Raw genomic sequence first — 16,766 nt, forward strand, 5'->3', positions numbered from 1 at the left:
TCAGCAGTTGGACGCCGCGTAGATGATCGTGTCGATCAGCTTCGCCCGCATCTGCGCGAGCTCGTCCCCCTCGGCCAGGCCGTCCTTGAAAGCGGTGAGCCGGGTGGTCCAGGACACCCGGTCGTACGGATCCAGACAGTCCTGGTAGGAGCCGTTGACGCCCTTGGTGATCTCGCCGATCCGGTCGAAGATCGGCTTCAGCCGCGGGTGGGTCAGCGGATCCGCGTCCAGCACGGCCTTGTCGTCGGGAAGGGCCAGCAGCTCGATGACCGCCTCGGTCATCGTCGCGCTCGCGCGATCCTTGCTCGTGACGGCGGTGATGCGCAGCATGGACAGGACCTGCGGACCGGTCAGGGCCCCGGCCACCAGCATCTGGAACAACAGACCGTCCCACGGGAACCGAGCCTGCCGGTCACCGGTCACCCGCACGAAGTCGTAGACGAACGTGGCCGGCACCCGGCCACGTTCCGCGCTCCACGCCGGCTCCACGCCCAGAGTCGTGACCGTCACCGGCTTCGGGCCGTCCTGCGGACCCACGCCACCGAACTCGCGTGCCACCTCCAACACGGTCCGGAAGACAGCCAGGCGTGCATCGCCCGGGCTCGCCTCGGCCAGCCGGGTCAGCGCCGCGACGGTGGCCGGCTCGTGCAACCGCTGCCAGTTCTTCCGGTGATATGCCTCCGCCGGGCCCGGATCCCGGGTTCGCAGCCACTCCGCCAACGCCGTCGGAAGCCCGCCGACCGCACCGCGGGACACGGTCCGGGCCCGGTCGAACACCGCGACGGACGGCTCGCTCTCCAGATCACCGACGGTCTCACCGTCCGCATTACGCAACCGCCACGCACTACCGGAACCGGCCAACTCGACGGCCAGAGTGACGGGCTGCAACTGCCCACGCACCTCGTCGAGGAGCCGCTGACCATAACCGGTCGCCCGGGCAACGACCACCAGCGGCGCTGGACCGATGCGCTGGTACCAGCTCAGCATCTCGGTCAGCTCCTCGACCACCGCCTCGGTCGCCTCCGGCGCACCGGCCAGGTCCACCGCGATCACCGGCCGGTCGGCGTGCCGGGCGTTCGCACGTACCGCATCGAGGATCTGCCGCGGCTGCGACGTCCACGCGCCGAGCGTGAGCACCGGCATCGGCGCCGGCCACCAGGCACCCGGGAAGACACCCGTCCGTACTGCCGCGTCCAGCGCCAGCAGCGGCCGCACCACCGGATGGGTCTCGTCCGGGACCAACCGGGCCACCTGCCGGATCGCATCGCTGATCCGGAACTGCGCGTCCGGCCCGGCCGGGTCCTCGATCGCCCGCATCGCCTCCGACCAGGCCCGTCGCGCGGCGGGTTCGGTCCGGGTCAGCTCGTCGACGCCCGGCCGGGCCAGCGCGGCAGCGACTCGGACATCGTCCGGCTCCGCCGGGGCCGGAGCCAGGATCGAGTCCAGCGACGGCCGGGGGACCGCCAGCACCGGGAAGGCCATCGGAGCGTCGAACGAGGCGGCCACCCGGCGGACCGTCTCCGCGACGGCGTCGACCGCATCGGCCACCTGGCCGGACAGAGGCCTGCCGCGCAGCGCGTACAGCACCGCGTCGGCGTCGGCGAGCTGTGCCCGGTGTTCGACCAGCATCCCGGTGTACTCATGGAGTTGATCGATCGGGATGCCGGTCGACACCGCCAGTACCGCACGCAACGTGTGCTGGACGATGACGTCCCGCGGTCCACCGCCGGCAGCGGGCCGGGTGAGCAACCAGAGATTTCGCACGGTCCGGGCATCCAGCACCGGAAGGTCGTACATCTCCGAGTCGGAGTCAGAGCCGGGGTCGATCAGTTGCAGCAGCCGATCCAGGCGAACGCCGGGATCGCTCGCGCCGAGGTAGTCGTACGCCCTGGTGTCGATGTCCAAGGCGGTCAGCTCGAAGGCGGCGGCGTAGGCACGGGCTCGCGGGCCGGCGCCGGAGTCCTGCAGGATCGCGTTCACCCGGGCTCGGGTCAGCGTCTTGACCATCGGCCCGGTGAGGACCGCCAGCTCCTGCAGGCGCCGCTGCGCCTCGTAGGCGAGATGCAGGTCCGATGTCGCAAGCCAGGCTCGGATCGCGCCGTCGATCAGCGCCTCTGACGGCGCGGGCACCGCGGCGGCCTCCGCCAGCCGATGCATGGCCGTCACCCACAGTCCGGCCTGGTCCGCGTCCATGGCCGCGACCGCCGCTCCAGCCATCTCACCCGCCCGGGCAGTGTCCCGGACGAGCATCAGGCCGATGGCATCCGCCATGCGCCGCTCGGACACCGGCAGGCCGGGTGTGCTGAGGAGCACCGCGTGCGCCACGCCGAAGCCCTCCGGCGTGACGGCGCCCACCAGTGTTCGCAGGGCATTCGTCCACTCTGCGGGCCGCGTCTTCCGCAGCAGAGCGACGGCCTGGTCCGCTCTCAGTCCGTGGGAGTCACGTTCCAGCGCCGTCACCAGCCCGCCGAGTTCGCGGATTCGCCGGCTGGCGACGAGTGCGTCGCCGACTGCGGCCCAGTCTTTCCACCGGCCGGATCGGTCCTCGGTCAACCAGCGGCGCGCCACCGGCTGTGCGATCGCCGCGGCGATCCGCCACATCCTGCCGCCGAGCTCGCGATTACCGGCCGCAGCCTCCATCGGCGCACGAAGCACCAGCATCGAGGACCACTGGTCGCGCTCCGCATCGGTGATGCCCGCCGCGACGGCGGCGGACAGCTGCTGAGCGGCCTCGGTGATCTCCCCCGCGGCAAGATGCGCGACCGCGCGGAACATCGCGCGGTGGACCGGGGAACCGGTCACCTCGCCGCCGGTCTCCGTCAGCGGTACGGTGCGCAGCGGCTCCAGGTCCTCGATCTGCGCGTACCTCGACCGGATTCCGTCAGCCAGGTGCCGGTACAGATCCCGTGCCTGCCGCATCGTCATCCAGGGCTCGCCCGCGGAGCGGACCTCCTGCACCGCGAGTCGGTGCTTCACCCGGCCACCGTTCGTATCCAGCGCCGGCAACGTGGTGGTGCTGCCCCACACCAGTTCTGGCGGCATCACACCGCCGGTGAGCGCGGCATGCAGGTATTCACCGACGGCCGGCCCCGTCCTGGCACCGAACTGTGCCCAGTTTCCGCCGGTGATCCCGGCCAGCTCCGGATGGTTCTCGCCGGCCCGCCGCATCCGGCCCAGGAACTCACCGTTGTGCTGCAGGTACGTCCGGCCGAACTCGTCGTGGATCTCGTCGGCTTGCAGTGACATACCGAACGCCGTCCACCAGGGCAGATCGCCCCACAACTGCCGGTGGTCGTGCCGGGACAGCGTCGCGACGTGTGCCTTCACGACCTCGGTGCCGGGCGTCCAGGAGTCCATGTATCCGGCACTGTGCGAATAGAACTGCGCCACAACGCCCTCGACCGCGGTCCCCACCCGCTCCGGCGTGGCGAAGCCCAGCGCGCGGAGGAAGCCTGCGAGACCAGCGGCCGTCCGCGTGCCGAACTCGGCGCCCTCCTGCTGTCCCAGCTTGGTCCGGTACGGCACCGGCCCCAGCTCCGTATCGTAGGTGAGGGTGGAATCCCGCCACGTCACCTCGGTGACGTCGGCCAGGAAGTCCTTGAGCTGCTCGGTCGGCGAGCCCAGCGACAGGTGGACACGGTTACCGCTGGTGGCGCCCTCGGGTGGTGATCCGACGATGACGTCCCCGACGCCGGGCACCATGACGAGGGCGGTGCCGTCGATGACGTGGGCGAGGTTCTCGCCGGGCCGGCCCGGCTCGGTGTCGACGTCCCCGAATCTCCGATCGAGGACATCGAGCTGATCCCAGAAGTCATCGGTGTCCGGTATCCGGTTCTCCTCGCCGGGCAGGATACCGAGGACGCCGGCACGCTGCTCGACGATGTCGGTGCTGGCCGTCCACTCGTCCGCGTCCGCCGGGGTGAGGTGATACGTGCCGTCCCGCTTGTAGAGTTCCGTCGTGTCCGAGATCAACTCGATGCTCTGGTCCGCCGTGGCGGCGAACACCGTGCCGCTGTGGGCGTCCCGGGGCAGCACCATCGGCATGGTCCGCTCGGCCTCCAGGCCACCACCGAAGTAGCCCCTGCTGGCCTTCGGGTCCAGCACGGGCGCTGTGCGGGACTGCGACTCCAGCGGTGCCGCGGCCGCGGCCCGGACCGCACCGTTCGGATCGATCACGATCGCCCGGGTATACGTACCCGCCTCGTCCGGCACCTCGTCCGGCTCCCCGGCTCGGGGCGGTGACCCGGGGTCGGTCAGGTTGAGCCAGATCACTCCCGCATCGGCGGTGTGGTACGCCGCGTACACATGGCCGTACGCCGTGCCCACACGCTCGGTCAGCACCACGGCCGTCGATCCCTTGCCCAGCCCCTGGCCGGCGGCCAACCGGGTGCTCAGGTCCGTCCAGCTGCCGAAGCGCTGCCAGTCCTCGCGGTCGCCCAGCCAGGTCTCCGCGTCCCGGCCGGGTATCGGCTCCTCACGGGTGCGCGGAACCCGCACACCGTGGCCCAGCCGGCCGCCCGGATGCAGCCGGCGCACCAGGTCCTGCACCAGCGCAAGGCACTCGGGGATCGTCCGGTCACCGGCGGCCCCGACCGCCTCCTGCCACAGCACCCGCAACTCATCGGCGGTCATGCCCCGCCCGGCGTCTCCGGCCCCGTCCGGGGCCGCGTCCGCGGGAGACCCGGCCGTCCGCCCGGCGACGGCCGTCCATGCCCGGCCGATCACGGTCGCGGCGTCGTCCTGCGGCCCGTTCACCACGGTGGCGTCGTGCAGCAGCGGCGCCCACACGCGCGCGAACACCGACGACAGTTCGGTGGCACGCACGGCCGTCACCTCGGCCAGTGCCGCGCCCGCCGTCTCCCGTACCGACGGCGGCAGCGCGGCCCGGCCGGTCAGCACCGCGCGCAGTACGTCGCCACGTGTCCAACCGGCGAACGCGGCGAACACGGACGCCGGTTCGACCAGGCTCAGCAGCAACTCAGGGGCGGTAAGGCCCGCGGCAGTACCCAGCTCCGCGGCCCGCAGGTACAGCTGATCACCGTCCGGCACGATCTCCGGCAACCGCAGCGCCGGATCGGTGCGGACCGGGCCGGGCCCGACCGGCACCGACGCGCCGGTCAGGCCGGCCGGCGCCGGCTCCTCGCCCGCACGGTGGAACAGCATCGCCAGCTGGGCCCGCGCCGAAGCGTCGCCGACCAGCGAGAACAGTCGCCGTGCGGCCAGATCCTCAGCGGGTTCGCCGGTACTGACGAACAGCAGCTCGTCCAGGCCGGGAAGCCGGTCCGGGTCACGGGCCGCGTCCACCATCGCGTCGAACAGCAGCACCGCGGCTTGGAGCTGGCCGGTGCCGACCGCGTTGAGGTCGAAGACGACCGCATCCGTGTCCCGCCAGGCGAGGTCCAGCCGCATCACCCGGCTCGGCGTCCGGTGGTCGGCGACCAGCTCGGCGAAGGACGCCCAGCCCGGCCGGGCGCCGTGTGCCGCTTCGGTCCCGGTGACCGGTGGGACGAGACCGAGACGATGCAGCACCGGAAGATGCGTGTAGAAGAGCTGGGCCAGCCGGAGGTACGCGGCGGCGTCACCGCGGTAACCGGTACGGATCCGGATCGCGGCGAGACCCGGCTGTGGCACCTGCGCGTGCTTCGCACCGAACACGCTCTCGGTCAGCGCACCGAGTGATCGCCAGCCGTTGCTGAGCGCCGCGACGGACGCGGTGACCGTGCCGGCCGTCAGGTCTCCGCGGGCGGAGCGCGCCGCGAGACGAACCCCGTCGCGAATGGTGTCGGGGTGCGCGCCCGGCGGGATCGACAGCACGATCTCGGTGTTGCCGGGCAGCGGAACGTCCAGCAGGACCGGTACCTGATCGGCCGTGAACGTGCCCGTCTGCCGCCTGTCCCGGTTCGGCGCGGCGGCCGCAGCCGCGGCGGCGCGAATCAGGTCGTACGCGTCCTCCGGGTGATCGCGGGCGAGATCGCCGATCGCGGCCAGGGTGATCCGGCCGGTGCGCATGCGATGGCCGAGGACGAACTCGCGGGCCGCACGTGGCGTCATCGTGGTCAGCCGCTGCAGTCCGACGTAGTTGCGCACCTGGCGGATCAGTTCATTGGCCCAGACCAGCTCGTTCTCACCGACGTGGGCGTGCCGGCTCAACCGGTCGACCCAGGGCCGGTAGCCGTCGAGCAGCCGTTGACGCGGATCGGAGGACTTGCTGTCGGTGGTGAGGTATTGCGCGGCGAACACCACCCGGTCCAGCGTCAGGCCCAGCTGCGCACCGATGTGTGCCAGGTCCCGCATGTCCATCCCGGACCTGTCGGCCAGGTCGGCCAGGTTGCGGGGCAGCGCGCTCGACCGGAATCCGTGGGAGCGGAAGATCGACCAGAGGGATTCCGTGATCGGGGTGAGCACGGTGCCCTGCGGCTGCCAGACATGGTGCGGCACTGCGCCCGGCCGCCGCCGGATCTGGGCGATGCCGGTGCTGCCGAGCCGCTCGATCATGCGGTCGACCGGACCGAACCGGCGCTCATCGACGACTTCCGTCCTGAGCGTGCGAAGTCCATCGGCGTCGGTGAAAGCTGAGGGACGCACGCCGATCCGCTGCGCGAGCGCGAGCAGCCAGCCGGCGTCTCGGACACCCAGGTTCCGTGCTTGTTCCGGCAGATCCGTCGGAACCCGGCCGAGCTGGATGCTGACCGTCCGCACCCACGACGGCGGAACGAGCAAGTCGGCCGCCAGCACGGCGATCTCGTGCTCGTCGAGACGGAGCACCGCGGCCAGCTCGGTCAGCATGGTGTACCAGCGGGTGACCAGGGGTTCGATGTTGCCCCGGCCGAGGGCGAACGCGCGGATCTCGTCGACGCCGACGCCCATCAGGGCGGACAGCACCTCGGGCCGCTTCCACAGTGACTCGTAACTGTCCTGCCGCTGAGAGAAGCTGTACCCGGCCGTCGCCAGTGCGTCGATGTACTTCTCGACGCTCGCCTCCTCGGCCGTCGCCCGCTGTTTCACCTCCCGTTCGATGGCCGCGACGGCATCGTTCATGCCGACCGTGTTCACGTCGAGGACGCTCAGCCGGGTCGGGTCGATCCGCCAGCGGAGGGCCAGGTCGAGCACCGTACCCGGCCGCTGCCGGGCCAGCCGCGCCACGTCCGATACGCCGGTGGGCAGCCGGTTCGCCCGCGCCGCCACCGCCCGGATCTGGGTCGGTGTGCGATTGAGCTGTGCGGAGAGGTCCAGCACGCGTCGTGGCTCGAGCCAGGGCCGGTGCAGGAAGTCGTAGATCAGCAGGGATGACTGGATGTCCAGCTCCGCGGGCCACGCCGCACGCACCCACAGCTCGCCCGCCCGGTCGATCTCATCGCTGGTCAGCCGTGCCGCGTTGTCGTCGTCGAGACCCGTCAGGTACTGGCCGATCTCGGCATCGGTGAGGGTGTCCGCGGCGCGCTGCACCGGATAGAGCCGGACTCCGCGCGCGTATACCTCTACGAGCTCGTCCAGCCGGTCGGCCAGCGTGCGCAGCGGGCCCGGGCCGGCCGGGCCCGGCTCGGTGCCCGGCCGCCGGTCCCCCGTGGGATCGCCGGTTCCCTGCGATGTTCCGGCCACCTGCGGGCCGGCTGCACGGAGCACGGCACCGGTGGAGGCGCCGAGCGCCCGTACGTACGCCAGATGCTGGTTGAGCGCGGTCGAGAACGCCTGATTCCCCGCGCTCAGTGGCAGCCCGCCGGGGCGTCCGGCCACCCTGCCGGCGGCATCGAGCGCCTGATCGAAGGCGGCATCGAGTGCCTGATCGAAACGCGACTTCGCCTCATCGAGCGCCGTAGCCAGGTGTTCGGGGACGGCCGCGTTCCCGGCGACGGCCTCGTGCAGGCCGGCCGTCTGCGTTCCCAGCGACCGCAGGCGTTCGAGCGGCTCTTTCAGCGGCCATTGCATCGGGATCTCGGCCTCCCGGACCGACTCCAGATCCTCACCGATCGTGTATCGCAGCGCCCCGGCCCACCGGGTCACCGTGCGGAGCAGCTCACGCGCCGGGTCCCGCCCCAGCCCTTCCCGCGCGCTGCTCGCCGCGGACTCGAACAGCATGAGAGCGTCGTCCAGGTCCAGTCCGTACTGCCCGAACTCCTGCAACGGCGCGAAGGGCAGCTGACTGAGCCGGGTAGCCAGCCGAAGCACGTCGATCCGGCCACCCGACCTGGGGGCACTCCACCGTGCGGCCTGCCGGAACAGCCAGGCCTCGCGGAGCCACGGGTCGCGTACCGGCGAGTACTCCCGCGCGGTCTCGATCAGCTGCCGGGCCAGGCTGCCCGCTTCGATCCGCGGCCGGCCGGCGGCGGCTTCACCGACGACGGCGTTCGCGACGGATCGGCCGAATGCGGCCAGGTGGAACGGGTCGATGGCGAGCGGGTCCCCGGTGGCCACCTGGAACAGCTGCCGGCCGGTGACGTTCAGCCGGAACGCGATGCTGCCGAGTTCGACGCGGACCCAGCCGATCTGGGCCGACAGCCGCACCAGGCCGGGAAGGTCGGTCTCGTCGAGCCCGGCCCGCCTCATCATCTCGATCAGCTGTTCCGGATCGGCCGTCGGCAACGCGAGGAAGTCCGCGAACAGGTCACTCTCAACGTTGAGCCGCAGGCGCCACCGCTCGGCCTCCTCGGCAGTCCAGTCCCGCCTGGGCAAGCCCCGTAGCAGGTCGAAGCTGGGCGTGGGCGCCTCGGGCAGCAGCAGGCCCCACTGATCGCGCATCAGTTCCAGCGGCACATCGCCGAAGAACTCGTGCGACAGCAGCTCGACGTGCCGGGACGGCAGCAGGAACTGCAGGTCGGTGACCGGGATGCCGAGCCGGGCGGAGAGCGTGACGTACCGGCCGACGGTCTCGTCGCTCGTGCGGCCCGCGGCGTTCAGCAGCCGCTGAACCTCGGCGGCCACCCTCCGGCCCCGCGCTTCCCACTGGGCGGCGAACCCGGCCTGCAACGACTGTGCCTGCTCGCGGTCCTGCGGCAGGGCTCGCCATGGTCCCCATTCACCGGCGGCGCCACGCTCCCGGTACTCACCCGGCCGCGACTCCAGGCGGTCGCCGGCCGGGCCGGCGTAGGGATCGCCGAGCCCGGCGAGCGCGCTGCGGATCTCCGGGACGACCGCGGCCAGGTGCCGCTCTCCCACGCCGAGTGCCGCGGCGATCGCGCTCACCTCGGCGCGGTCGCGCAAGCCGAGCGTGGCCGCCCCGCGATCCGCACCCGTGGAGATCTGAACCCGCTGCCGAGCGGTGTCGACGGCGACCGTCAGCGACGATTCCGGCAGCGCCAGCAGCAGCTCCAGCGGCACGCCCTCCTCGATGAAGGACGTCAGGGCGGGCAGATCGGCCTCGTCCAGCCCGAGCCGCGCACCGATCTGGCCGAGCTGCACGATCTCGTCCAGGCTCCGGACGTTGTACCGGGTCAGCCGGCTCAGCAGCCGGCCACCGTCCGCGGGGCCCACCCCCGCCATCTCGCGCACCTGCGCGCCGAAGACGACCAGCGCCTTCGGGTCCATACCGAGGCTGACCGCCAGGTCGAGCAGCGGGCCCGGCATACGCAGACCGATCCGGGCCGCGGTACCGGCGATGTCGTGCGGAGTCTCGCCGAGCGTTTCGATCCAGTGCAGCAGCCGTTCGCTCGGCACCCCGGCCGAGCCCGGCAACGCGCGCAGCATCTCCAGCTGGGTGCGCGTTATCCGGGGCGATCCGGCGCCGGTCATCCGCTGCCAGCGGTCCGCATCCACGTCGCCCGGTCCCGGCGCATGACGTGTCCAGGCGGGTGGTGCCGCGACCACCGTCCACTGATCCCGTGCCGCGGCCGCAGCCGGCAGATCCAGCAGCACCTCGGCCGTACCGCGGATCGGCTGCGAGGCACGCTGACCACGCTGGTCGACGGTGTCGACCGTCATCGAGACATGGACCGCGAACCTCAGCTGATCACCGATACGGACCAGTCCCGCCGGGACCGGATCGTGCAGGGAAACCCGGGGATAGGCGTTGTCAGTGGCGGCCACCCGGCTGGTGAGCAGGTAGCGGTTCGCCAACATGGGTGGCAACCCGACCGCGCTGACCCCACCGAGGATGGCATGCTCCTCGCTCCAGACGCCCGCGGGCAGCGTGAAGGGACGATCCGCAGCGCCCGTCCGGTCCGGGCCGGTGATCAGCAACCCCGGGTCGGGCGGCGCAACGGTGTCCGCGAACAGGACCGGCCCGGCCGCACCGGTGAAGCCAAGCGGCTGCTGAGCCAGGCCGGTGACGCTGACGGTGACCGGCAACGGCCCGGTGAACTCGACGCCGTCGGTGGAGATCCCGGACGGCCGGTACGGACCCGCTCGCCGGGCCCGCACCTCGAGCGTGACGTCACGTAGCGTTGCGGGGATCTCCGTCTCGCCGTCGCGCGGCGCCGCGACCAGGTTGATGTCGTCGCCCAGCAGGGCCACCCGGTTCGTGTCGAGCGACCGGGCCGACAACAGATCGGACAGCGGCCTGCCCGGTCCGGTCCCGCCCGCCAACCGCCAGCGGTCCCAGGAGCCCTCCGGGCCGCCGAGTTTCTGCAGCTCCGCTACGACGGCCCGGGTGAGCGTCCCGTCCGGGTCCCGACCCGGCTCACCGGCAGCCACGGCGAGTCCCCGCGACGGCAGATCGTCGTCGAGATCGGCGCCCTTGAGCACGGTACGGCTGGTGCGCGCGGCGGCCGGCACGAGCGGTTGATACCCGGTCTCGCCGGCCGGACCGGTGCGCCGCACCAGGAAGACCTCCGGGGCACCCTGGCGTCCGTACCGCCGCACCGTGCCGTCCGTACCCCAGACGTGCAGCCGCAGGTCGTGCTGCTGCGCGAACGCGCCGGGATCGTCCTGCGCCGCACCGGCGCCGGCGAGTCCGGGACGGGTGACGGCCACGGCCGAGGTCAGGTCGGTGACCTCGGAACCCGCCGCGAGCCCGACCACCGCGACGTCCGGGACCGCCGATTCGTCCGGTGCCACCGGCGCGGGACGTGGGGCGAAGCCTGGCTCGCGAGACCGGGCGAGGTGCGGGTCGAGCAGCGCCGCGACCGTGCGCGAGCCAGCCGCCGTACCCTCGGCGCCGGCGACCGGGACGCCGGACGCGGCGTCCAGCTGCAGCAGCCGTCCCTCCCCGTCCGTGACCAGGTGCACGGTGCCGGCCAGCCGCTGCAGCAGCTCCCGCAGGCTGTACTCGATGATCGTCTTGTGCTGCGTGTCCAGCAGCCGGTAACGGTCCGCACCGACGCGGTCGACCGCGACCATGTGCGCCGCCGCGTTGTCCGGCGTCCGCGCGCCCTCGGGCGGCGGCTCGATCCAGACCGGCGTGAGGCTGCCGATGTCCATCCGGGACAGACCGAACGCGTCGGCGGCCGGACCGAACGCGCCGCCCAGCAGCTCCGCGACCCGGTCCCGCGGCCGGCGAACACCGTCGAACTCGGAGAAGACGGCCAGACCCGGCGCTGCGATGGCGACCAGCAGGGATTCGATCCGGTCCGCACAGTCCGGTGCCGTGGCGTCCCAGGGCGGGAGCGCGTTCATCGCGGCCCGCAGTCGCTCGTCCGCGCCGTCCGGCGGCTCCGGCGGCTCCGGAGTGACGACGATCCGTGGCAGGCCGATGGCAGACGGCGTGCGGACACCCCCGGACACGTCGTCGGCCGACAGGCCGGAGTCGGTACGTTCCAGCGACCACGGGCGGCCCGCGGCTTCGCCGAGCGCCACGGCCGGCTCGGCTTCGGCGGTCTGCAGCGGACGGAGGTCACCGGACGGATCGCGCTCGAGGTGCAGCGTGCGCCCGGCCTGGGGCCCGTACGCCGTCTGAAGCCCCTCCTCGGACAGCACGATCCGGATCTCCAGCGCGATGGCGATCGCCCCGAGCAGCTCCGGCTGGGCGACGCTGTTTCCGGTGAAGAAGTGCGCCAGCACGTCGGCCAGCAGCTCCGGGAGGTTGGGCAGGGTGGCCGGCTCGTCCTTCAGCCGGTCGGAGAGGGCGCTGAGCACCGCGTCGATGTCGTCGTCCTCAACGCGTTCGGCGACCGCCCGGCCCACAATGTCGATCATGAGCCGGTCACCCCGATCGAGTCGCGCGGCGACGTCCCGGCGCAGCCGGACCCGCTGTTCCTCCGCCCACCGCTGCTCCGCCGCGGCGTCTCCGGCCACAGCGGCCCATTGCGCACGCTCGGCCCGGTCCGGCTCCGCCGGCCGGAAGCCGGGGCGCAGAGCCAGCAGCGCGCCGATCGGCAACGCCTGGGCGACCAGCTCGCCGATGGTGCGCCCGGGCATCGCGGCGAACCGCTCGGGCTTCGTCCGCATGACGCGCAGAACGTAATCGACGGACGCGGACATGGACGCCCGCTCCCCGTCCGTCATCGCCGCCGGCAGCACGCCCTGGGCGCGGGCGAACCGCAGCACGGATTCAAGCTGCTCCTCCGGCAGCGGATCACCGGCGATCAGATCCGGCCGCGGTACGGCCGACGGCACCAGCGTCCCGGCGGCCTCGGCGATCCGGCGCCGCAGCTCCGTCCGCTGCTCTCGCCCGGGCCCGTCCGGATCGAGTGCGGCGAGCTGCCGCTCCAGGTCACGCAACACGTCGAGGCCGGGGTCGGTGGCCAGCACCTCCGAGACCCACCCGGCGACGTCCGCGGGCCCGTCACCGGGAACCGGCAGCACGCTGCTGTCGGCGTTCGGCGTCTCGCCGCGCTCCGCGTACCACGCCTTCCACCACCCGGGTGACCGGAGGCTCCGCGCCGGTTCCGCCCAGGTGTGTTTCGCCATCCAGTCGCGGTATGCCAGCTCCTGCCGGCCGCCGCCGGGGTAGGCGAGCCGATGGGCGAGTCGCGCCCGTGCCACGAGGCCGTGCAGGTAGCGCGCCGGCAGTAACGTCGCGGCGTCGGCGACCGGTCCGTCGCCCAGGACGGCCGTCGCGAACGCCGGATGCTCCCGCATGATCAACTCTTGCGGGCTGTCCGGCCAGGGCGCCGGCCAGCCCAGTGCCTCCGCCTCGGCGGCGGAGACACCGGACGGCAGCCCCGCGTGATCGTCACCCGGATGCCACGGCGTGGTGACGAACAGCGCGTGCGCCTGCCAGCGATCGTCGGCATCCGGGAACAACAGGTCCAGGAACCGCTTCGTCCGATCGTCCGGCGGCGCGAAGGTCCACCACCGGTCGCCGAGTGGCGTGCCGCCGCCGGGCTCGTGCGCGGCGGCCGGTTCACCGGTGAAGCCCTGCTCGGCCGCCCGAACCAGCCCGAGCACCGTCTTGAGCTGTGTCTGCACCACCGGTAGGTCACGGGCCAGGTCGAGGCCATCGAACACCAGCTCGCCGTCCGGCCGCCGGTCGACGGTACGGCCGGCCCGCGACCGTACCCGGTCATCGGCGGGATCGGTGGTCAGCCGGTGCAGGACGTCCTCGTAGCGGGTCATCAGTTCCCGTAGGGCGCCGAAGGTCCGCTCGCCGACCGGGCCGACGCGGACGGACAGCGAGCCGCGCACCGGCTCCGCACCGGCGTGCGTCAGCGCGTCCAGTACCGCGGCGACCTTCTGCCAGTACCGTTCCGGACCGTTCAGGTCCTGCACGGTCAGCCACCAGCGTCCCCCGGACTCGTGCAGCAGACCGGGGAACGGCGCACCGGCCAGCTCGACAATGCGACCGGCCCGTTTCCCGGCCGGCACCGCCGTCCACGGGTTGGCCGTCCGGCGAACCGGGAACGTCAGCTCCGCCGACACGGTCAGTGCCCGGTCCGGGCGTGCCGTCCCGTCGCCGGTGTGCGGCACCGGGTGCAGGCCGCTCTCGACGCGTTCGCGGAGCCAGCGCTCGACAGTGCCACCCGCGGGCCGGTTCCGCACCGGTGGCTGCCATCCAGTGCCGGTCACGGTGCCCTGTCCGAGGACCGGCCCCATACCGACCGGCGGCCGGACGGCCGGCGCCCGCTCACCGGATGCCCAGCCGACGACCTGGAAGACAGTGAACGCCTGCAGGCGCGCCGCCGGATCGGTGATCAGCTCGAACAGCCGCCGGCCGGTGTCCTCGTGCCGGCGATGCAGCGCGACCGAGTCGTCAGCATACGAGCCGGCCTCCGGGAACTCCCATGAATCGAGGTCTTCGACCCGGCCGGGTCGCCGGGCCGCCTCGACGAGTGCGGCGAAGACCGCGACGGCGGCCTGCAGCTGAGCGCGGGTCACCGGGCCCAGGTGGAAGACCACCGCGCCGTTACGCCGTTCGGGGTTCTCCACCAGCATGCCCCGGCCCGGATTCGCGTGGTCCGCGGCGAAGTCGGCGAAGTCCGTCCAGCCGGCCCGGACGGACCCCGTGCCGGGGCCGGCCGTTGCCAGCAGGCCCATCCGGTGCAGCACCGGCAGACCGGCGTAGAAGAGCTGGGCGAGCCGCAGGTACGCACCGTCTTCCCGGCCGAAGCGGGTGTGCACCCGGATCGCGGCCCGGGGGACGGTTCTGGTCGTCTCGTCGACCATCGGCTGCATGATGCGCTTGAACGACGCCCAGCCATGGCGGAGCGTCTCCAGCGGAAGCACCACGCGGTCCACGTCGAAGAGAGCCCGCGGTGCCTCCACCGCGATCCGGTCCCGCACACGCCGTCCTGGGCGAGGCAGGATCACTTCGGTACCGGCCGGCAGCGGCAGGCCGGACGCCATCGGCGGCGCGATCCGGTGGGTGAAGCTCCGGTCGCCGACGGCGGTCCGGATCATCTCCGTCGCCTCGCCGGGGTGGTCACGGAGCAACGCCTCGAGTGCGCTCCCGGTGAGCCGGGCGAACTCCAGACGCAGCTGAAGCATGAGTTGCCGGGCGTCCCGCGGCTCCGTCGTGCCGAGCGTCCTCAGGTTGCCCTGATCCCGGTGGGCGCGCAGCGCCTCGTTGGCCCAGACGAGTTCGTCCTCGGTGAGGTGCGCGTGGGCCCGTATCCGGTCGGCCCACGGCTGGTATCCGGCGAGCAGCCGGGCTCGGGCGTCACCGCTCGATTCGACGTCGGCGGTGGACATGAACCGTTCGGCCAGGGCCACCACCCCGACCGGCCTGCGCAGCTGCTCCGCGATCAGGATCAGATCCCGCGGATCGGTCCTGCTGAACTCGAAAAGGGCGTGCAGGCGCACCGGTACGTTGCCGGTGGCCAGGGCGATCCGCCACAGTGACTCGGTGACCGGCGGCAGCGATCGCGGGCTCGCCGGCTCGGCTCCACCGGCCGGAACCGGCTTGTCCCAGCCCACCCGCCCGCCCGGCGAGACGCGCCGGCGGAGTGCTTCGAGACGTGCCTCGGAAAGAGCCTCGATCGCCCTGGTCGCCGAGGCGAACCGGGGCCCGGGGACCGGCTGCCGGAGCAGGGCGGTTCCGTCGGCCGGCGTCAGGACGGCCGGGTCGGCGGGAATGCCGGCGGCGAAGGCGAACAGCAGGTCGGGCCTCACGCCCAGACGACCGGCTATCGCGGGCAGATCCGCGGGGACACCGAACCGGACGCTGAACGACAGAACCCACGACGGTGGGATCCCGAGGCGGGCGGCGAGCACGGACATGGCGTGCCGGTCCAGCTGGCGTAGCGTCGCCAGCTCGTCGAGCACGCTCCGCCAGTCCTTGCGCAGCTTCGGGGAGTGGCCCCCGTCGGCCAGAGTCGTCCGTGCGACGCCAGTCCAGGCGGACAGCACCTCCGCCGAATCCCAGTGTGGCGCTCGGTCGCGGGTGCTCCAGGTGTACCCGGACACCGCGAGGCTCTCCAGGTACGTCGCCACGTCGGTACCGGCGGCGCCGGCCGCTTCGCCGACCATGCGCTCGACCGCGTCCACGTCCACGGTGTTGCCCGTTCCGGGAACGACGTCGAGCACCCTGATCAGCAGCGGGTCGACCGTCAGCCGCACCGCGAGTTCGACGACCGTGGCCGCCGGCACGCCGGCACGCTCGGCGTTCCCCGGCGCTGCCCCGTCGATCCGGATCGTGCGGGCGATGTTCGGCAGCTCGTCGGCGGGGATCCGGTGGTGCCGGATCGCCAGCTCACGCATCTCACCGGCCGGCCGGCCGGTCAGCCGGGACAGTCTCGACAGGGACGTCGGGTTCAGCCACGGCCGCTCCTGCACGTCACTCATGATGTTCGCGACCGTGATGTCCGTCAGGTCCGCCGACCATGAATCGGCCACCCAGGAGTCCGCGATCAGGCCGACCTCGTGATCGGCGAGCGAATCCCGGCCGGGACCCGGCGGGGCGCTTGCCAGCATCTGGCCTATCTCGCCGTCGGTGAGCTTCTCCACGGTCCGGTTCACCGGATGGAACGCCTTCGCCGACCGATACGTCGACACCGCCTCGGACAGCGAGTCCGCGACCGCCTCCACCTCAGGCGATGCGGAGACCGACCGGAGGACCACGCCGGTGTACGCGGCAAGCGCCTCGGTGAACTCCAGGTCCCACTGGATCATCGCCGTCTGGAGCGCCCAGGTGTGACGGCTGTGGGTGGCTTCGGGCGCCCGGTGGACCGTGCTGAACGTGCCGATCGCCCGCTGCCGTTCCGCTCCCGCGGTGCGCAGTCGCTCGGTAACCGCCTCCGGCACCTCCGCTGCGGCCAGCAGGGCCAGGTGGGCCACCCTCTCCTCGATGCGCACCCGGCCCTGCTGGCGGTCGATCTCGTCGCTCCGGTCGTACTCCAGCGGACCCCTCCCGGCCGTGGCGATGACCAGTGTTCCGAGGTCGGACTCGAAGTCGGCACGGATGCGGGCGAACCAGGTGCCGATCTCGGTGAGCAGGGCCCGAAGCTCCCCCGGCACGC

1 protein-coding gene (only partly in view) is annotated in these 16,766 nt (G+C 72.4%); it reads right to left on the reverse strand.

Going from position 1 to position 16,766, the window contains the following annotated elements; genetic code table 11:
* A protein-coding gene (locus J2S42_RS09265; RefSeq protein WP_307237552.1) for a hypothetical protein crosses the window boundary here: on the reverse strand, nucleotides 1–16,766 show its 3' portion. It continues 12,076 nt past the right edge of the window; the window shows 16,766 of its 28,842 coding nt (coding positions 12,077–28,842); its start codon lies beyond the right edge, outside the window; it ends in the stop codon at nucleotides 1–3.

It is taken from the genome of Catenuloplanes indicus (genome assembly GCF_030813715.1).
Taxonomy (GTDB): domain Bacteria; phylum Actinomycetota; class Actinomycetes; order Mycobacteriales; family Micromonosporaceae; genus Catenuloplanes; species Catenuloplanes indicus.